The sequence below is a fragment of the Arthrobacter hankyongi genome (genome assembly GCF_022012395.1).
Classification (GTDB): domain Bacteria; phylum Actinomycetota; class Actinomycetes; order Actinomycetales; family Micrococcaceae; genus Crystallibacter; species Crystallibacter hankyongi.
On the sequence record NZ_JAKLTQ010000002.1, the window covers coordinates 61,670 to 80,219 of the forward strand.

17 protein-coding genes and 2 pseudogenes are annotated in these 18,550 nt (G+C 66.0%); 18 read left to right on the forward strand and 1 reads right to left on the reverse strand.

All coding sequences use genetic code 11. The annotated features are described in order from the left end of the window. The first annotated feature begins 269 nt into the window (after positions 1 to 269). From LVY72_RS04275 to LVY72_RS04330, 14 genes and pseudogenes are all read left to right on the forward strand, one after another. On the forward strand, positions 270 to 1,487 hold the full coding sequence (locus LVY72_RS04275; protein ID WP_237818235.1) for an acyl-CoA dehydrogenase family protein: 1,218 nt from the start codon (positions 270 to 272) through the stop codon (positions 1,485 to 1,487). Further along, on the forward strand, positions 1,484 to 2,308 hold the full coding sequence (locus LVY72_RS04280) for a hypothetical protein (RefSeq protein WP_237818236.1): 825 nt from the start codon (positions 1,484 to 1,486) through the stop codon (positions 2,306 to 2,308). The genes LVY72_RS04275 and LVY72_RS04280 overlap by 4 nt, the downstream gene beginning before the upstream one ends. A gap of 56 nt (positions 2,309 to 2,364) precedes the next feature. Continuing rightward, positions 2,365 to 3,408 carry an ABC transporter substrate-binding protein gene (locus LVY72_RS04285; RefSeq protein ID WP_237818237.1) on the forward strand — a complete coding sequence of 348 codons (1,044 nt, stop codon included), beginning with the start codon at positions 2,365 to 2,367 and terminating at the stop codon, positions 3,406 to 3,408. 83 nt (positions 3,409 to 3,491) lie between these two features. Continuing rightward, a complete protein-coding gene (locus LVY72_RS04290; protein WP_237818238.1) occupies positions 3,492 to 5,279 on the forward strand; it encodes an ABC transporter permease in 1,788 nt (595 codons plus the stop codon). Next, positions 5,276 to 6,424: an ABC transporter ATP-binding protein gene (locus LVY72_RS04295; protein WP_237818239.1), complete on the forward strand. Its 1,149-nt coding sequence runs from the start codon at positions 5,276 to 5,278 to the stop codon at positions 6,422 to 6,424. The genes LVY72_RS04290 and LVY72_RS04295 overlap by 4 nt, the downstream gene beginning before the upstream one ends. Positions 6,425 to 6,487: 63 nt before the next feature. Continuing rightward, positions 6,488 to 7,384 carry a LysR family transcriptional regulator gene (locus LVY72_RS04300; protein ID WP_237818240.1) on the forward strand — a complete coding sequence of 299 codons (897 nt, stop codon included), beginning with the start codon at positions 6,488 to 6,490 and terminating at the stop codon, positions 7,382 to 7,384. A gap of 1 nt (position 7,385) precedes the next feature. Next, positions 7,386 to 7,673 carry a hypothetical protein gene (locus LVY72_RS04305; protein WP_237818241.1) on the forward strand — a complete coding sequence of 96 codons (288 nt, stop codon included), beginning with the start codon at positions 7,386 to 7,388 and terminating at the stop codon, positions 7,671 to 7,673. Between the two features lie 27 nt (positions 7,674 to 7,700). Further along, a pseudogene (locus LVY72_RS25025) lies at positions 7,701 to 7,937 on the forward strand (hypothetical protein); the annotation flags it as partial. Then, positions 7,921 to 9,015: a maleylacetate reductase gene (locus LVY72_RS04310; protein WP_237818242.1), complete on the forward strand. Its 1,095-nt coding sequence runs from the start codon at positions 7,921 to 7,923 to the stop codon at positions 9,013 to 9,015. The pseudogene LVY72_RS25025 and the gene LVY72_RS04310, both read left to right, overlap by 17 nt. A 49-nt stretch (positions 9,016 to 9,064) precedes the next feature. Continuing rightward, positions 9,065 to 10,000 (forward strand): hydroxyquinol 1,2-dioxygenase, encoded by a 936-nt coding sequence (locus LVY72_RS04315; RefSeq protein WP_237818243.1) that lies wholly within the window; start codon positions 9,065 to 9,067, stop codon positions 9,998 to 10,000. Between the two features lie 218 nt (positions 10,001 to 10,218). Then, a complete protein-coding gene (locus tag LVY72_RS24565; protein ID WP_237818244.1) occupies positions 10,219 to 10,581 on the forward strand; it encodes an MBL fold metallo-hydrolase in 363 nt (120 codons plus the stop codon). Between the two features lie 8 nt (positions 10,582 to 10,589). Then, positions 10,590 to 10,724 carry a hypothetical protein gene (locus tag LVY72_RS24220; RefSeq protein WP_269092193.1) on the forward strand — a complete coding sequence of 45 codons (135 nt, stop codon included), beginning with the start codon at positions 10,590 to 10,592 and terminating at the stop codon, positions 10,722 to 10,724. Further along, a complete protein-coding gene (locus LVY72_RS04325; RefSeq protein WP_237818245.1) occupies positions 10,725 to 11,075 on the forward strand; it encodes an MBL fold metallo-hydrolase in 351 nt (116 codons plus the stop codon). Positions 11,076 to 11,187: 112 nt separating this feature from the next. Further along, positions 11,188 to 12,012 (forward strand): annotated as a pseudogene (locus LVY72_RS04330) (IS481 family transposase). A gap of 368 nt (positions 12,013 to 12,380) precedes the next feature. Here LVY72_RS04330 and LVY72_RS04335 read toward each other — a convergent pair. Further along, a complete protein-coding gene (locus LVY72_RS04335) occupies positions 12,381 to 13,067 on the reverse strand; it encodes an HD domain-containing protein (RefSeq protein WP_237818246.1) in 687 nt (228 codons plus the stop codon). Between the two features lie 115 nt (positions 13,068 to 13,182). Between LVY72_RS04335 and LVY72_RS04340 the strand changes: the two genes are divergently transcribed. The 4 genes from LVY72_RS04340 to LVY72_RS04355 all read left to right on the forward strand — a co-directional run bounded on the left by LVY72_RS04340 (position 13,183) and on the right by LVY72_RS04355 (position 18,522). Then, on the forward strand, positions 13,183 to 13,968 hold the full coding sequence (locus LVY72_RS04340; RefSeq protein ID WP_237818247.1) for an IclR family transcriptional regulator: 786 nt from the start codon (positions 13,183 to 13,185) through the stop codon (positions 13,966 to 13,968). A 154-nt stretch (positions 13,969 to 14,122) separates the two neighbouring features. Further along, entirely contained in the window at positions 14,123 to 15,400 is a 1,278-nt protein-coding gene (locus LVY72_RS04345; RefSeq protein ID WP_237818248.1) for a cytochrome P450, read from the forward strand. 5 nt (positions 15,401 to 15,405) lie between these two features. Then, on the forward strand, positions 15,406 to 16,578 hold the full coding sequence (locus LVY72_RS04350) for a PEP/pyruvate-binding domain-containing protein (protein WP_237818249.1): 1,173 nt from the start codon (positions 15,406 to 15,408) through the stop codon (positions 16,576 to 16,578). A 78-nt stretch (positions 16,579 to 16,656) separates the two neighbouring features. Then, positions 16,657 to 18,522: a PEP-utilizing enzyme gene (locus LVY72_RS04355; protein ID WP_237818250.1), complete on the forward strand. Its 1,866-nt coding sequence runs from the start codon at positions 16,657 to 16,659 to the stop codon at positions 18,520 to 18,522. Positions 18,523 to 18,550 lie beyond the last annotated feature (28 nt).

An 18,550-nucleotide genomic window follows, 5' to 3' on the forward strand; every position in this document is an offset into this window, starting at 1 on the left:
AGCCGAATACTAGGTTCGTGAGGCAAGGCCCGGCCAAGTTCGCAATGGCATGCCGGTGATAGCTCCGGGTGATGAAGCACAGTGTAATTTCACCCGCCGTTCTTATGGCCGGCGGTGATCACAAAAAGTGATCACCGCATAGCGGAATTGGTCTTGGTGACCTTTTTCACAGGCTGTTAGCGTCTAAGCCGGTCAAGTTTACGCAACGCACCAGGGCCGGTGCATGAGACGCCGAGAACATCGATGTTCGGGTGCCGAAAGTGAGTGAAATGTTTAAGAATCTTGTTCTAAGCGGCTCGTTGACTGACGCGGAGCGTCAGTATCTTGATCGAGTCGCCGGACTGATCCCCGTACTCCGGGACGAGGCCGCTGCCGCGGAAGAAGGTCGGAAGGTCACCGCGCCTGTGATGGACGCGGCGGTCGAGGCTGGACTGTTCTCGGCACTGGTGCCTGCTCGCTTCGGCGGTCAGGCGCTGGGCCTTCGCTCGCTGACCGAGGCGGCCCGCCTGCTCGCCCGTGGCGACGCTTCGACTGCGTGGGCGCTCGCGTTCCTCATAGAACATAACTGGATGGCCGGCCGCATGCCGATCCCGGTCCAGGAGAAGCTCTTTGCTGACCGCAACTACATGCTCGCTGCGGCGCCGCTGGTCTCGGGTGGTCCGGCCACACGCGAAGAAGACGGCAGCTACCGCATCACCGGCACCTGGCGCTACGGTACCGGCTATGACAACTCCGATTGGGTGTTCGTCACCTGCACGATCCAGGAGGAGGACGGCCCGGTCGACCGCGTCTTCATGCTCCCGGTCGATGCCGTCGAGGTCGTTCAGCGCTGGGAGGCGTCGGGTATGGCGGCGACCTCGAGCCACAACCTGCGCGGCGAGGATCTGATCGTTCCCGCTGAGCGTAGCCTTCCGATTCCCGACTTTGTGTCGGCGGACTCGCATGGTGGCATCGAGCACATTGAGTCGATCTACCACTACCCGCTGCACTTTGGTCTGAACAACATGATGGCGGGCATCTTCGTGGGGATTGCCGAAGCGGTCCTCGATCTCTACGAGGGCAAGCTGGAGTCGAGCCGTCCGTTCGGGCTCGCCCGCAAGGAACGCACGCCGTCTCGCATTCGCTGGGCCGCGGCTCGCAAGCGGATCGAGGCCGCGCGCCTGCTGTACTTTGCCACGATCGATTGGACGGTTGAGCTGTGCGAGAAGCGCGAGGGGTACACCCAGGAGGACATCGGCGAACTCCAACTCTCTTCGCTGACCATCGCGCATATGTGCCACGACGCAGTGAACCAGCTCTGCATGGGCATCGGATCGAGCGCGTTTGCACTGAAGGACCCGATTCAGCGCTACAAGCGTGATATCGATGTGCTGATCAACCATGCGGGTCTCGATTGGGACGTAGTGGCGGACCGCGCATCGCGCTGGTCGCTCGGCTTCGGGGCCGAGACGACCGACTGGCACTCGTCGCCTGCGAAGGGCAAGTGATCGTTGTGAATACGCAGCATAGTTTCAACACGGAACAGTTCATCTGCGGGCTCTTCGGTGCCGACCCCGCCGTCGCGGAGCTAATCGACGAGGCCGCGACGGTCGACATTCCTCGCATCGGGCGGGTGTGCGGATCGCGGGGGCTCGAGCAGACCGTACGCTCCTGGCGTGCCGTATACCCCTACGAGCTGATCGGTGCGGAGGTACGCAACGTCATTACCACAGAAACCGGCCTCGTCTCGGAATTCCGCCTGCTGCTGCGCGAGGGCGATCGCGAGTTCATTCTTCCCGTTGCCGTTGTCGCGTCGAGTGACAGCGAGGAGCAGTTCGTTCGGCTGTACCATTCGGAGCGGCTGATTCACGGGGAGCGGAGGGGGCGACGTGCAGTGTGGCCTGCCGAGGATGGACAGTATCCGACCGCATTCGACGAGTATCACCCGGCGATCCGCAACTATATGGCGGCGATCGCGAGCGGCGCGGCCGAGAACGTCACCGCGCGACTCGCCGAGGGTGCGGCACTCGACAATGGCGTGCGGCCGGTTGCCGACGCTGATGAACTGCTCGCGGTCTTTACCGCGATGGTGCGCACGGGCGGTGCACGTCTTGTGCGACGCAACGAGTTCGACAACGGCACGACCGTTGCGCTCGAGTACACGAGCCTGCCGCGACCAGGCGTTGCTGCCGGCGCACCGCGGACGCCGCCCGGTGGGGGCATCGGCATCTACGACTACGACGGGTCACACCTGATTCGTGCCGTTCGGATGTACGACGATTTCGACCCGGAGATGCTCATCGCCGCAGGAAGAAACACTGACAACTGAATATCTTTGCAAGCGTCCCAGGCCGAACTTGGGATGGAAAAAAATTAAGGGGAAGAATGTTCAAGTTAAAGGCGACCAGAGGACTGCTAGTTACCGCTGCTCTTTCACTTGCGTTGGTCGCGAGTGGCTGCGCGAGCGGGACCACATCAGAACCGGCTACGGGCGGGGATGCGGTAGCAAACCCTGAGATTGCTCAGCTCGTTAAAGAGGCGAAGGCCGAAGGCCCCGTCTCGCTCTACGCCGTTATCGACGAGCGTATGGTGCAGAAGCTGCAGGAGGCTTTCACTAAAAAGTACGGCGTTGAGTTGTCGTACACGCGAGCGACTGCGGCGGAGATTGCGCAGCGCTTCAGCGCGGAGGCTGAGGCCGGGGCTCCCGTTGCCGACGTGATACTGAATCTCGATGACGGCTTCATCGGTGACTCGCTGGCGAATGGCACGCTGACGCCGCTCGAGGATGCAAAAATTCCTGGGTACCCGAATGCCTTGGCAAAAAATGCGGTGATGGACGGTGCAGCGGTGGTGCAGTTGGCTCAGCTGGCCATCGCGTACAACACCGATCACGTCGACGGCGTCAAGGGCTGGCAGGATCTGCTGAGGCCGGAGCTAAAGGATAAGGTCGTCATCGGTACGCCCGACAACGGTATCTACAATGCGCTCTTCTACAGCCTGTCGAAGGAGTACGGCCAGGATTATCTCAAGGGTCTCGGGGGCCAGATCGGCCGCGTGTACTCGAGCGGCTCGCAGATCATCGAGGCGCTCGGTTCAGGTGAGGCGCACGCGGTGGCGGGCACCCTCGCCGCGGCGATCGACATCGCGAAGCAACAGGGCGCACCGGTCGAGGCCGTCGTGCCCGACCCCACGCTGCTGGCTCCGACCGTGCTCGCCATCAACAGCAAGGCACCGCACTCCGCGGGCGCGCGTCTGCTGGCCTATTACCTCACCACTGAGGAAGGCCTCAAGGTGCTCAACGACGGCCCCGGTCTCGTTGCACCGACCTCCAACGACGTGCTGGATTCGGGCTGGATCTATGCCCCGGCACTCAACGCGGAGGCCGCGAAGCACTCCGCTGAGGTTCGCCAGGATCTCGGCATCAAGTAACCCGCAGGTTGGGGCCTGGCACTGAGGCCCCAACCACTGGTTGCAACTAGGCTGAATTCCCAAGTGGAAGAAAGAAGTCAACGTTGACTAGCACTACAGACATCAAGCCGGTCGTCAAACAGCGACGCCCGATGGCGACTCGGATCAGGCTTACGCCGTTCAATGCCATTGGCGCCCTAATCACCTTGGTTCTGATCCTTCTGGCGTTCCTGCCCCTTCTCGCCGTGCTCGTGCGGGCCTTCTTCCAAGACGGCTCATTCAATCTGTCGGCAATCGAAGAGACACTCGCGATCCCCGGTCTCGGTCAGACCCTGCTGAACACCTTTTCGGTAACGATCGCCAGCGGCTTCATTGCCCTCGTGTTCGGCAGCATTCTGGCGTGGCTGAACGAGCGAACGGACGCGCGACTCGGTCTTTTCACCGACTCGCTGCCGCTGGTGGCCTTCGTGCTCCCTCCGATCGCAGGTGCGATCGGCTGGGTGCTGCTGCTCTCGCCGACGGCGGGCTACCTGAACGTCCTCGTACGAGACTTCCTCGGCGTCTTCGGTGCCGAGCTCACCGAAGGCCCCTTCAACATCTACTCTTGGGGCGGCCTCTGCTTTGTCTACGCGATTTACCAGGTTCCGTTCGCTTTTATGTTCGTCTCGGCGGGCCTGAAGAACATGGACACCTCGCTTGAGGAGGCCTCGCGGGTCGCCGGGCGCGGCCTCGTCGGTACGCTTCTGCGCGTCACGCTCCCCGCTCTCGCACCGGCCCTCGCCGGCGCGCTGCTGCTCACGGTGTGGACCTCGCTCGCGCTGTACTCGATCCCATCAGTGATCGCCACCGGTGCCGAGATGAAGGTGCTGACGGTCGAGATCGTCAACGCGGTCGCCTTCTCGTACCCCGCCCGCACGGACATCGCCGTCGGGCTGAGCTTCATCATGATCGTCGCGGTCGCCGGTGTCTGGTTCCTCCAAAACCGCATCGTGCGCAACTCCCGGCACGCCACCGTAGGTGGTAAGTCGCGCGCTGCGACCCCCATGAAGCTCGGCCGCTTCCGCCCGCTGGCGCGTGCACTGTTCTGGATCTACGCGTCGGTCGCCACAATCCTCCCGATCGGTGCGCTACTGCTTGTGACCCTTTCCGGGTACTGGACCCCGAACATCAATTGGGGCAAGCTGAGCCTCGAACCCTTCCGCCGCCAGGTGCTCGAGAGCCCCATTGTGCGTGAAGCGCTGACAAACAGCCTGACCCTCGGTGTGGTCGGTGCGACGATCGCCATCGTCATGGCCGCGATTCTCGCGCTGTTCTTCCTGAAGCTCCCCAAGAGCCTCGCGCGCACCATCGACGGCGCGATCAAGCTGCCGTCGACGCTCTCGCACATTGTGCTGGCGGTGGGCTTCATCTTCATCCTCGCCGGTCCTCCGCTGAGCCTGTCGGGCACGTGGCTGATCCTGCTCGTGTCGTACATCGCGCTGTACTACCCACAGGGTGCGGTCGCTGCCGACGGCGCGGCCTCGCAGGTCTCCTCCGAGCTCGGTGAAGCATCGATGGTATCTGGGGCCTCGCAGTCGAAGACATTCATTCGGGTGTATCTCCCGTTGATGCTTCCAGGTTTGATTGCCGGTTGGGCCATGCTGTTCGTGCGCATGGTAGGCGACCTCTCGGCCTCCGCAGTGCTCGCCGGAACCGGTAACCGGGTCGTCGGCCGGCAGATCCTCGAAATCTTTCAGAACGGGACGTTCTCGCTCATGGCTGCACTCGCCATGGCGCTCACCGCGATTTCAGCGGTCGTAGTTATTAGCTTGACCATTGTTTCGCGTCGTGCGTCTCGCTGGTCGGTGGCTAGCTCTGGTGCCGGTTCACGAATCAAGAAGGGCATGAAATGACAATGTTGACGACTCAACCGCAGATGGAGAGCATCCCGGTCGACCTCGAGGCGATGGTGTCGATCCGCTCGCTGAAAAAAGAATTCCGACGCAAGAACGGTGATGTCGTTGCGGCCATCGATGATGTTGCGATCGACGTGCGACCAGGGGAGTTTCTCGTGCTGCTCGGCCCGAGCGGCTGCGGCAAGACGACCCTGCTACGGACGATTGCGGGTCTCGAGATGCCCGATTCGGGTGTGATTCGAATTGCCGGCACACCGGTCTTTGATTCGGGCACGAAGGTGATGTTGCCGCCCGAGCGCCGCGACTTGGGAATGATCTTCCAGTCGTACGCGCTGTGGCCCCATATGTCGGTGCTGAAGAACGTCGAGTACCCGCTGAAGGCCCGCCGCGGTGATCTCACGAAGACGCAGATTCGTGAGAAGGCGAACCGTATTCTCGGCCTGCTCGGCCTGAGTGAGATGGCGGAGTCGTACCCGAGTCAGCTCAGCGGCGGCCAGCAGCAGCGCGTCGCTCTGGCCCGCGCGCTCGTCGGTGGGCGTCGACTCATTCTGTTCGATGAGCCGCTGTCGAACGTCGATGCGAAGGTGCGCGAGACGCTGCGTCGCGAGCTCAAGCTCATGCAGTCCGAGCTCGGCTTCAGCGCTGTCTACGTCACGCACGATCAGACGGAGGCGATGGAACTCGCCGACCGGATCGCGGTCGTCAAGAGCGGTCGTGTCGAGCAGGTGGCGTCGCCGCAGGAGCTCTACGACAACCCGGTCTCACGGTACGTGGCCGACTTCATCGGCGGCGCGAACCTCGTCGAGGGCACGGTGACCACGGTGCACGACGACGGCACGGTGATGGTTGAGACTGTGTTCGGCGCGGTCAAGGCGCAGGGGAGCATGCACTACGTGGGGGACACCGTTGTGCTGCTGGCCCGGCCGGAGCGCTGCGAGGTAACTCTTGAGAATCCGCACGCCGCGAACTCGTGGCCGGTTAAAGTGGGAAGGCGCGTCTTCTATGGCGCCCACGTCGAGGTTGAAGGAGAGGTTAACGGCGTCGTGTTCCGAGCATGGATTAAGGACGGCTCACTTCCGGACGACACGACTCAGGCGTGGCTCCGGGTCGCCCCGCAGCACGTGAGTGCAATTCGGCCATAGGATTCATCGAAAAGCTGTTGGTTTGTTCGGCCTGCAGTGGATTGATGATCAACGGAGATTGCGATGGATCTACGCCAACTCGAGTATTTTGTTACGGTTGCCCGGCTTGGGCACTTCACGCAGAGTGCGGAGCACCTGTATGTCGGGCAGCCGGCGCTGTCGCAGGCGATTCGCCGGCTGGAGCGCCAGCTAGGCGCCGAGCTGCTTAACCGATCGGTGCACCCCATCGAGCTGACGTCGGCGGGGCGCGCGCTCTTGCCGTATGCGCAGCGTGCGGTCGAAGCCGTGGCGGAAGCGCGCGAGGAGTTCGGACTCATGGGCGGTGCGCCGAGCGGCCGTGTCACTGTGGGCGCTATGGCCTCGGTCGGGCCGGTCGAACAGGTGATTGCCGAGTTCGACCGGCTGTACCCAGACGTTGACGTCGTGCTGCGCGAGGGCATCACGGGAGGGCTCATCGCCGACCTCGTCGCAGGCCAGGTTGACGCGGTGATTGCCACGCTGATCCGCCCCCTGCCAGCCAGGGTGGAGAGTGCGATCGTGTTCAGCGAGCCGATGGTGCTGATGGCGCCGCTCGAATCACCGTTCGAGCATGGCGTGCGGCTGGCCGATCTCGATGGACAGTCGTTCCTCATGCCGGCCGAGGGCAGCGGTGTGCGCACGGTCATCGAGGCGGGCCTCGAGAAATCGGGTATCAAGTGGCGGCGGGGCCCCGAAAGCAACGATGTACAGCGCCAGCGTGTGCTGGTCTCGCAGAGGGTCGGCCTCGCGATCGTGCCCGCGAGTGCGATGCCCGTGGGCACGGCGCCGGTGAAGTTTCTCGAGTTCGCGGAGCCGATGCGTCGCGAGGTGGCGCTCATGTGGGCGCGCGATCGACGACATAGGAGTAGCATTCGCGCGTTCCTCGAGGTGGCGCGGCGCGAGTTGACCAGGTTCGGCATGGGAGAGAAGACAGAGGTGTAGCGTGTCGGCGGCCCCCGCTGGGGGAGTCGCGAGCGGCGCGCACTTGAAAGGAGGTGCGTATGCCCGGGGGTACATCCACCACAGTTTTGAGCAGCGTGCCGTATTCACGACCGGCGGTTTCGCCGAGGAGCTGGCAGCCGAGATACAGCGGCGCGGTGCCGGGCACGTGTTGCTGATCGCGCGGCCGCGCACCGATGCCGAGGTGCTTTCGGCGCTTCGGGCCGCGGCGTCGATGGTGCAGGAGTGGCTCGAGGTGACCCAGCATATCGTCACCCTCATCAGCCCCTAGTCCGGCAACTCCGAAACGCCCGGCGTCCTCGACGTCGAGGGCACCTACACGAACTGGCTCACCCGGCTCGGCGCCACCTATGTGGTGCTGCGTCCGGATTTCTACGTGGCCGCCACCGCGGAGGACCTACGCGCCGCCGTCGGGCCCTGTTGCACCAGTCGGCGCCTCGGGCCCGGCCCGCGCCGCCTGAGCCCACCCCCGAACCACCGAACACTCCCTGAACTATCTCTCGAGAGGACCCTCCATCATGTCCATGAGCTTTGAGCACACCACCCTGGGCCAGCGCGTGCTATTCGGCACCGGACAGGCCGCCGAGCACCTGACCGCCGAACTGGACCGGCTCGGCGCGACCCGTCCGATGGTCATCGCCGGCGAACTCGAACGGGCCCTGGCCGAACAGGCTACCGCGAAGATCACCCCCGCCCTGTGGTGGGACGAAGTCATCCAGCACGTGCCCGTCGAGGTCGCCGAGAGGGCCCGGGCCGCGGCGGCCCGTGAGTCTGTGGACGTCGTGGTTTCCGTCGGCGGCGGCTCCACCACCGGGCTGGCCAAGGCCATAGCCCTGACCACCGGGCTGCCGGTCATCGCTGTGCCGACCACCTACGCCGGGTCCGAGGCCACCGACGTGTGGGGACTGACTGAGGACCGTACCAAGACCACCGGCACCGACCCGAATGTCCTGCCGGCGACCGTGGTGTACGACGCCGAGCTGTCCAAGACCCTGCCCGTGGGGCTCTCGGTGGCCTCCGGACTCAACGGGATGGCTCACTGCGTGGACTCCCTGTGGGCCCCGCGCACCGACCCGATCAACCAGGCCCTGGCCCTGGAGGGCGCCCGCGCCCTGGCCCGGTCCCTGCGCGGGATCGTGGCCGACGCCGACGACATGGACGCCCGCGAACAGGCCCTCTACGGGTGCTACCTGGCCGCGGTGTCCTTCGCCGGGGCCGGGTCTGGGCTGCACCACAAGATCTGCCACGTGCTCGGTGGGACCTTCGACCTGCCTCACGCCCAGACCCACGCCACCGTGCTGCCCTACGTGCTGGAGCTCAACGCCCCCGCCGTGCCCGAGCTGGCCGGCCGGCTCGCCACCGCCCTCGGCGGCGAGCCCTCCACCGATGATGCGGCCGGCGCCGCGGTGGCCGCCCTGCGCGAGCTCTACGACGCTGTGCAGGCCCCTTCCCGGCTGGCCGACTACGGCTTCACCACCGACGGTATCGGCGAGGCAGTGGGCCGCATCGTGGCCGCGGCCCCGGCCTCGAACCCGGTGCCCGTCACCAAGCAGAACATCACCGGACTGCTCTGCGCCGCCCTGACCGGGGACCGGGCCACCGTCACCGTCTGAGCCCGCGACGACACCAGATGCCACCAGGATCCGAGAGGACGACCAGACCATGACCGACACCATCAATGCGCAGGATCACGCCCTGACCGCGGACCAAGCGGACGAACAGGCCCGCCGGGAGGAGGAGCTCATCCAGCGGGTGCTGGACTCCTTCGACTCCACCCCCGACGCCCGGCTGAAGGAGCTGATGCAGTCCCTGGTCAAGCACTTGCACGCCTTCATCCGGGACGTCCGGCTGACCGAGGCCGAGTGGGAGCAGGCGATCGAGTTCCTCACCGCGGTCGGGCACATCACCGATGACCGGCGCCAGGAGTTCGTGCTGCTCTCCGACGTGCTCGGTGCCTCGATGCAGACCATCACCGTGAACAACCCCGCCAACGGGGACGCCACCGAGGCCACCGTATTCGGACCGTTCTTCGTCGACGACGCCCCCGAGATCCAGTACGGCCAGGACATCGCCGGCGGCGCCCACGGTCAGCCCAGCTGGATCGAGGGCACCGTGCGCAACACCCGCGGTGAGGCCATCCCCGACGCGCGGATCGAGGTCTGGGAGGCCGACGAGGACGGCTTCTACGACGTCCAGTACGACGACCACCGGGTTGCCGGCCGGGCGTTCCTGCGCTCCGGGGCCGACGGGGAATACGCGTTCTGGGGACTGACCCCCACTCCGTACCCGATCCCGCACGACGGGCCGGTGGGCCAGATGCTCGCCGCCACCAACCGGTCCCCGGTGCGGGCGGCGCACCTGCACTTCATGGTCACCGCCCCCGGCTACCGCACCCTGGTCACCCATATCTTCGTCGAGGGCGACCCCCAGCTGGAGATCGGCGACTCCGTGTTCGGCGTCAAGAAGTCCCTCATCAAGCAGTTCGCCGAACAGCCTGCCGGCACCCCCACCCCCAAAGGCCGCGACCTCGGTGACCAGACCTGGACCCGCGCCCGCTTCGACATCGTCCTGGCCGAGGACACCGACGAGCAGAACTGACCGGCGGCCCACCCCGACGAAAGCAGACTCAAGACTCAGTCACCATCACTGGGCGCCTCGCGCCGGAAGGTCCTTCGCTTCGGTGCCGTAGCGGCAGCCAGCACCCTGGCCGCACCGGCCGCCGTGGCCTCGGCGCCCTCCCCGGCATCGGGAGGACCTCGGAAAGGGCGGGCCGGTACCGAGCTCGTGCTCCTCGGTACCGCTGGCGGACCGCCGCCGTGGGAAACCCCGGCACCCGCAGCGGTATCAGCTCGGCGCACACCGTGGGCGGGAAGTCGTACATCGTGGACGTCGGACACGGAATGTACAAGCAGTTCCAGCGCGCCGGGCTAACGTCCATGGACGGCATCATCATCACGCACCTGCACTCCGACCACATCGCCGATCTGTTCACGATACCGTGGCTGCGGCACGGAGGCGTCAGAGCAATCCCCGGACCCACCCCCATCTACGGCCCGGGCCGGGCCGGTGGCCTGCCGCCCTCCCGCGCCGGCAACGTCTCGGTGGTCAACCCCCAGAACCCCACGCTCGGGACCTGGACTTCATCGAGAAGTCCATCGAGGCCGGGGCCTACGACCTGAACATCAGGATGCGCGACGAGGGTTGGCCGGACCTGCGCCAGATGCTGCGTCCGCACGACATCGACCTGCCCGACGTCGGGGCCAGCGCCAGCGGGCAGCTGTACCCCGCGATGGAGCCGTTCACCGTCTTCGAGGACAACTAGATGAAGGTCTCGGCGACCCTGGTCAAGCACCCGCCGGTGTTCCCGGCCTTCGGCTTCCGCTTCGACACGGACAACGGATCGGTGGTGTTCTCCGGAGACACGGGGGCCTGCGAGGGGTCCTCCGGCGACCTGCCTGCATCCATCATCGATCACCTCGCGGAATCCCACACCGTCGTCAACGAAGTCGGCGCTCTGGCCGAAGCCGCCGGAATGAAAAACCTGGTCCCCGGTGCCCCGGAAGACGTGACCGACGGTCAGTGGACCAGCCGGGCCCAGCGTGGCTACTCGGGAAGAGTTCACGTTGGCCGCGATCTCATGATGTTCAAGCTCGGCGCTTCTCGTCAGCGCTAGCTGTACTGCTCCGGGAGGTTGGTGACACGGGACGGGAAATGCGGCACTCAGAGGGGGCCTCCGGTGTTGTGTGGTGCTTGTCTACGGCATGCACACCCACCGGGAGGGCCCTGTGTCTCACTCTAACTCTTCGCTGTCCCCGACGGGCCGGCTGCGTCTGGCCCGCTGCGTGGTAGACAGGCGCTGGCCGTTGCGCCGGGCCGCCGACCGGTTCGGCGTTTCGGTCGCCACCGCCGTTCGGTGGGCCAGGCGCTACCGGCAACACGGCCAGGCCGGCATGGTGGACCGCAGCAGCCGGCCGTATTCATGCCCGCACCAAACCGGCAGGCGGACCGAACGCCGGGTGGTCGGGCTGCGGGCCGCCAGGCGCTGGGGCCCGGCCAGGATCGCCTGGCACCTGCATCTGGCGCCCTCCACGGTCCGGCGCATCCTCACCCGGTACGGCTGCCCGCCGCTGAAATGGACGGACCCGGCCACCGGGGCCCGGATCCGTACCGGGCGCAGGGTACGAGTACGAGGCCGCCGGCCAGCTGTTGCACGTGGACGTGAAGAAGCTGGGCTGCATCCTAAGACGGCGGCGGCCACTCCCGCTATGCGTATTCGGAGATCCTCGGGGACGAAACGAAAGCCACGGCGGCCGGATTCATGGCCTAAGGCCCTGGCCCACTTCGCGTCCCTGGGCATCGGCATCGAACGCGTGCTGACCGACAACGGCGCCTGCTACCGTTCCCGGCCCTACCGGCCCCAGACCAACGGCAAGGTCGAACGCTTCAACCGGATCCTGTTGGAGGAATGGGCCTACGCCCGCGCCTACACTTCCGAAACCGAACGCCGCAGCCTCTACCCGGACTTCCTGGAGCACTACAATCACAGCAGGCCCCACACGGCACTTGAAGGCGCCCCACCCGCCAGCCGCGTCACCAACCACCCGGACTGATACAGCTAGCGATTACTGAGCTGCCCGATCCTCGGTGCATCTCCTGTGCGAGCATGGCAATCAGACCGTCCGGGCCGTTGGCCTGCAACCCGGTGATGGCGGCGGCGAGATCGTCGACCATGATGCCTAAGTTTCCGAGTTGGGACCATCTGGTGGTGCTCAGGTTCGGCTTCGGTGGCGACTGCGAGGAGTCGCATCAGGTGGGCTGGGACGAATGGTTCGCCACCTTCGATGAGCGCGGCCTGAACTTCATCTACCAGGAAGAGCGCAGCGGCGGGCAGCAGTCCAATTTCTTCCAGCTCGAGAACCCCGGGAGTGAAGACGCCTGGCGGCGGCAGCCGCCGGCCGCCGTCGTAATTTGCGCGCTCTTAAGTCAGGGCCGTCCGTTCCGGCGCCAGGTTGATCGAGGCGATGGCGGCCAGTCCGCGTGCCATCGCCCGCGCCGGCTCGGTGAACACGCTGCCGTGCACCCGCGCGCAGCAGATCCGCAGCGCCTGGTCTGCGTCCAGCTCGAACCAGCCCCGGACGGTTGTCTGCCCGTGCGGAGTGAGCCGCCAGAGCTTGTCCGCATCCTTGACGATGGCATCGTTGAGCGACAAGCTCTCCGGCCGGGAATCGTGCCCGTCGATGATGCCGGCGATCTCCTCGATGTCCGCGCTGGGAAAATCCAGCCGGCCCAGGAGCTCCCGGGCAATCCGCGCCCCTTCGATTTCGTGCCGGCGGACCAGGTCCGGCCGGCCGCCGCCGGGAGCGATCGCCTCGAGGATCTGCGCGTCCGGCACCGTGGACCAGCCGGTGTCATGCAGCAGGATCGCCGGGAGCACGATCTCCTCGCGGGAGCCCGGAAGCAGCGCCTGCAGCGCGGCCGCGAGCCCGTAGGCGTACAGGGTGTGGACGTCATTGTCCCGCACGTTCAGATACCCCGCGGCCAGTTCCCAGACGGCCCGGTCCCGGGGGACCAGTTCGACGATTCCCTGCACGGCCGACCGTGGAGGCACCTTGGCAGAGACATCGGCGGCATAGCGGGTGCTGGTGGATTCTGCGGGAACGCTCATGGCCCCATCTAAGATGTGAATCGGTGCACGGTCCAGTGCGGTATCCCGTCCAGTGGAAGCCGCGATGGTACAGGGCAGGGGCCTGCGGGCGGCGAAGAGCGGAGAAGGAGGCTCAGTGGCAGGTGGCAGCCGGGAACCCGGGCGGACGGTGACTTCCAAAGTGCTCGCCATTTTGGAGGCGTTCGAGAAGTCCCGCGGTGCCCTGAGCCTGACCGACATCGCCGAAGGGTCGGGCCTTCCGCTAAGTACCGCGCACCGGCTGGTGGCTGAGCTCACCGACTGGGGCTTCCTGTCGCGCAGCACGACCGGCCGCTACCAACTGGGCATCCGGCTGTGGGAGCTTGCCCAGAATACCGGCCGGCAGCTGCGCGAGACGGCCCGGCCGTTTGTGCAGGACCTTTTTTCGCTTACCGGGGAGACCTCCCAGCTGGCCGTGCGTGCGGGGCATGAGGTGCTTTATATCGAGCGTATCTACGGCACGAAGCGTGTCCCGCGTGCTTCCCGCGTCGGCGGCAGGCTGCCGATGCACGCGACAGCGGTGGGCAAGGTCATCCTCGCCTTCGAGGAGGAGTGGGTCCGGACGGCCTACCTGAACCGGGAGCTGGAACAGACGACGGCGCATTCGCACACGAATCCGCGCCGGCTGGGGGAGGAGCTGGAACAGATCCGGGAACAGGGCTATGCGACGACGCTTGAGGAAGCGCGTCTGGGTTCCTGCTCGATCGCGGTGCCGGTGTTCCATACCGGCAGGATCGGTGCCGGGCTGGGCCTGGTGATGGCTTCCACCCAGGCCGCGAACATGACGAGGCATCTGCCGGTGCTGCTGGGGGTATCGGCCCAGATTGAGCGGGCCACGGCTCACATACCACTCGAATCGCTGCTGGGCATCAACCGCCGCTAAGCGTGGTCCTGCACCGTTTCGCCGTTGCATATGGTTTCCGCCCAGTGGAAGTTTGTAGTGCAGCTCACAGGGTGATGTGCGCAACACTGGATAGTGAACGAACCGCAGAAGGCATCCCCAGCCGGAAGCGGGAGACGAAATCCAAGGAGCACAGATGTCACCCTCGACTGAAACGGCCGCTCGTTGCCCCTTCGGCCACGGCGCCGAGGCCCCCGCCGGGCACCACGGCTACCAGCCGTTCCAGATGAAGGATCCGTTCCCGGCCTATGCCGAACTGCGGGCGGAACAGCCGGTCATGTTCGACGAGCGCATCGGCCTCTACGTCGTCTCCCGTTACGACGACATCAAGGCCGTCTTCGACGATTGGGAGACCTTCTCCAGCGAGAACGCCCAGGCACCGGTGCGCGAGCGCGGCCCGCAGGCCAAGCAGATCATGGAAGAGGGCGGCTTCACCGCCTACTCGGGCCTGTCCGCCCGCCGTCCGCCGGAGCACACGAGGATCCGAGCCGTGGTCCAGAAGGCCTTCACTCCGCGCCGGTTCAAGGTGCTGGAGCCGTTCATCCGGCAGAACGTGGTGGACCAGCTGGAGGCGATGCTGGCCAACCCGGAGCGCCGCGGCGACATTTTCCGCGACCTGGCCTACGACGTTCCCACCGTGACGATCCTGACGCTGATCGGCGCCGACGTGGAGCAGGTGGACACGTTCAAGCGCTGGAGCGATTCCCGCGCCGCGATGACCTGGGGCGACCTGTCCGACGAGGAGCAGATCCCGCACGCCCACAACCTGGTCGAGTACTGGCAGGAATGCCAGCGGCTGGTCCGCGTCGCCCACGAGCAGGGCGGCGACAACCTCACCGCGGACCTGGTCAAGGCCCAGCAGGACGGCGCCGAGATCACCGACCACGAGATCGCCTCGGTCCTCTACAGCATGCTTTTCGCCGGCCACGAGACCACCACCACGCTGATCTCCAACGCCGTGCGGGTGCTGCTGGCCCATCCGGAGCAGTGGCAGCAGCTGGTCGAGGACCCCAAGAAGATCCCGGCGGCGATCGACGAGGTGCTGCGCTACTCCGGCTCGATCGTCGGCTGGCGCCGCAAGGCGCTGAAGGACGCCGAAGTCGGCGGCGTCAAGATCCCTGAGGGCGGACAGTTGCTGCTGCTGATGGGCTCGGCCAACCGCGACGAGGGCCGGTTCGCCGATGGCGAAGAGTTCGACATCTCGCGCAGCAACGCCCGCGAGCACCTCTCCTTCGGCTACGGCATCCACTACTGCCTGGGCAATATGCTCGCCAAGCTGCAGGCCAAGATCGCGCTGGAGGAAATCGCCCGGCTGGCGCCGAACCTGAAGCTGGACAACCCGGAAGCGATCGAGTTCCGCGAGAACCTCTCCTTCCGCGTCCCCGAATCCGTTCCCGTGACCTGGGAGGCCTAAGCACCATGGAAAGCAACCAGTACGTCCAGTTTTTCGACGGCGGCATCGAGCCTAAGCTCGAAACGCTCGGCGGCAAGGGCGCGTCCCTCGTCATCATGACCTCAGCCGGCATGCCGGTGCCCCCCGGCTTTGTCGTCACCACCGCGGCCTTCGACGAGTTCATGGCCGCAGCCGGCATCATCCAGGAAATCCACGACCTGCTCGACGGACTGGACCCGGAAGACGTGGCCCAGGTGGAGAAGGTCTCGGCCGGGATCCGCGCCGACATCTGCTCCAAGCCGGTTCCGGAGGGCCTGCGCGCCCAGACGCTGGCGGCCTACGAGGCGCTGATGGGGCGCTTCGACACTCCGGTGCCGGTCGCGGTCCGCTCCAGCGCCACCGCGGAGGACCTGCCCGACGCTTCCTTCGCCGGCCAGCAGGACACCTACCTGTGGCTGGAAGGCGCCAAGGCGGTGACCGAGCACATCCGCCAGTGCTGGGCCTCGCTGTTCACCTCCCGGGCCATCCTTTACCGGCTGAAGAACAGCATCCCCAATGAGGGCCTGTCCATGGCCGTCGTGGTGCAGAAGATGGTGAACTCCAAGGTCTCCGGCGTCGCCATGACTCTCGATCCGGCCAACGGCGACCGTTCCAAGATCACCATCGACTCCTCCTACGGCGTCGGCGAAATGGTCGTCTCCGGCCAGGTCACCCCGGACAACATCCTGCTGGACAAGGTGACGCTCGCCGTCGTATCCGAACACCTCGGCGACAAGCACGCCGAACTGGTCCCGGACCGTTCCGCCCACACCCTGGTCGAGCGTGAGGTGGAGGAGGAACGCCGCGCCCGGCGCAGCCTGAACGACGCCGAACTCGCCGCGGTTGCGGCGATGGCCAAGCGCGCGGAGAAGCACTACAAGTGCCCGCAGGACATCGAATGGGCCTTGGATGCCGACCTGCCCGACGGCGAAAACCTGCTGCTGCTGCAGTCCCGGCCGGAGACCGTCCACTCCTCCAAGCCGGCAGCCCCGAAGGCGGCAACGGGCGGCTGGGCGGCTGCGCTCGGCGCCACCGGTGCCGGCCAGGCGCCGGCCGGCGGTACCCAAGCGGGCGGAACTCCGGCGGGCGGAACGTCCGCCGGAGCCGGAGGATTCAGCCTCGGCAGCATCACCGCGTCGCTGCTGAAAGCCTCCATCTGATTTGCCCCACCGCACCACCGCTCTACCGACCTTGTCAGCCAAGGGCCCGACGTCGAGCCCGCACCGAAAGGACGCTCCATGTCCCTGAAGTCCTTCCCGAAACCGTCCGAACTGCCGGTGCCCGCCGGCGCCGAGGGGTGGGAGAAGATCTACCCCTACTACCTGGTCTTCCAGGACAAGCTCAAGGACCAGGAGGACGCGAAGTTCTGGTTCTGCGACAGCCAGCACTGGCCCACGGTCTTCAAGCCCTTTGAGACCATCGGCGGCGAGTTCGCGGTCAAGTGCCTGGGCCAGTACAACGCCCGCCACCTGATGATCCCCAACGCCAACGGCATCGAGTTCCGCATCCACCTCGGCTACCTGTACATGTCGCCGATCCCGGTGCCGGAGGAGCAGATCGCCGCCCGGGTGCCCTTGTTCGAGCAGCGCGTGGGCCACTACTTCCAGAACTGGGAGGAGCTGCTCAAGCAGTGGCACGTCAAGGTCCGCGGCACCATCGACGAGATGGAGACGCTGTCCTTCAACAAGCTGCCGGACATGGTCCCGATGGACGACATCACCACCGGCAAGGCGATGGACGGCTCCGAGGTCCTGCTGGAGAACTACGACCGGCTGATCCAGTTGGCCTACCAGAACTGGCAGTACCACTTCGAATTCCTGAACCTGGGCTACATCGCCTACCTGGACTTCTTCAACTTCTGCAAGGAAGTGTTCCCGAACATCCCGGACCAGTCGATCGCCACCATGGTCCAGGGCGTGGACATGGAGCTGTTCCGCCCCGACGATGAGCTCAAGGGCCTGGCCACGCTCGCCGTGGAACTGGGCATCCAGTCCGCCTTTTCCAACACCGACGACGTCGAGGCCACCCTGGCTGCCGTCGCTGCGGCCCCGGGCGGGGACCGGTGGATCAGGCAGTACAAGGACGCCCAGGACCCGTGGTTCAACTTCACGGTGGGCAACGGCTTCTACGGCCATGACAAGTACTGGAAGGACCACCAGGAGATCCCGCTCGGCTACATCGCCGACTACATCCGCCGGCTGGACGAGGGCCAGCAGATCATGCGCCCCACCGGGGAGCTGATTGCGGAGAAGGAGCGGATCGTCGAGGAGTACCGCGACCTGCTTGAGGGCGACACCCAGGCCGCCTTCGATGCCAAGCGCCAGCTGGCCGCGACGGCCTACCCGTACGTGGAGAACCACAACTTCTACATCGAGCACTGGACCATGGGCGTGTTCTGGCGCAAGGTCCGCGAGCTGTCCCGGATGATGCAGGCCGAAGGGTTCTGGACCGAGCCGGACGACCTGCTCTACCTGAACCGCAACGAGGTCCGCGACGCGCTCTTCGACCTGGTCACCGGCTGGGGCGTCGGCGCGGCCCCGATCGGCCCGACCTACTGGCCCCAGGAGATCGAGCGCCGCCGCGGCATCGTGGATGCGCTGAAGACCGCCCGTCCGGCCCCGGCGCTGAACACCCCGCCGGCCTCCATCACCGAACCGTTCACCCGGATGCTCTGGGGCATCACCACCGAGCAGGTCCAGCAGTGGCTCGGCGCCGGCGAGGAAGTCGAAGGCGGCGGCCTGCGCGGCATGGCGGCCTCCCCGGGCGTGGTCGAAGGCATTGCCCGGGTCATCCACGACTCGGACCAGCTCGCCGAGGTCCAGCAGGGCGAGATCCTGGTCGCCACGGTCACCGCCCCGTCCTGGGGCCCGATCTTCGGCAAGATCAAGGCCACCGTCACGGACATCGGCGGCATGATGAGCCACGCGGCGATCGTCTGCCGCGAGTACGGCCTGCCCGCGGTGACCGGCACCGGCTCCGCGTCCACCACGATCAAGACCGGCCAGCGGCTCCGCGTGGACGGCACCAAGGGCACCGTCCAGATCCTGGACGCGGACGAGCCGGCCATCACCGGACCGGGCGCCCACAGCCACAGCCACGCCTGAGCCCTTCCCGCCCAGGTGATCAGCTGCC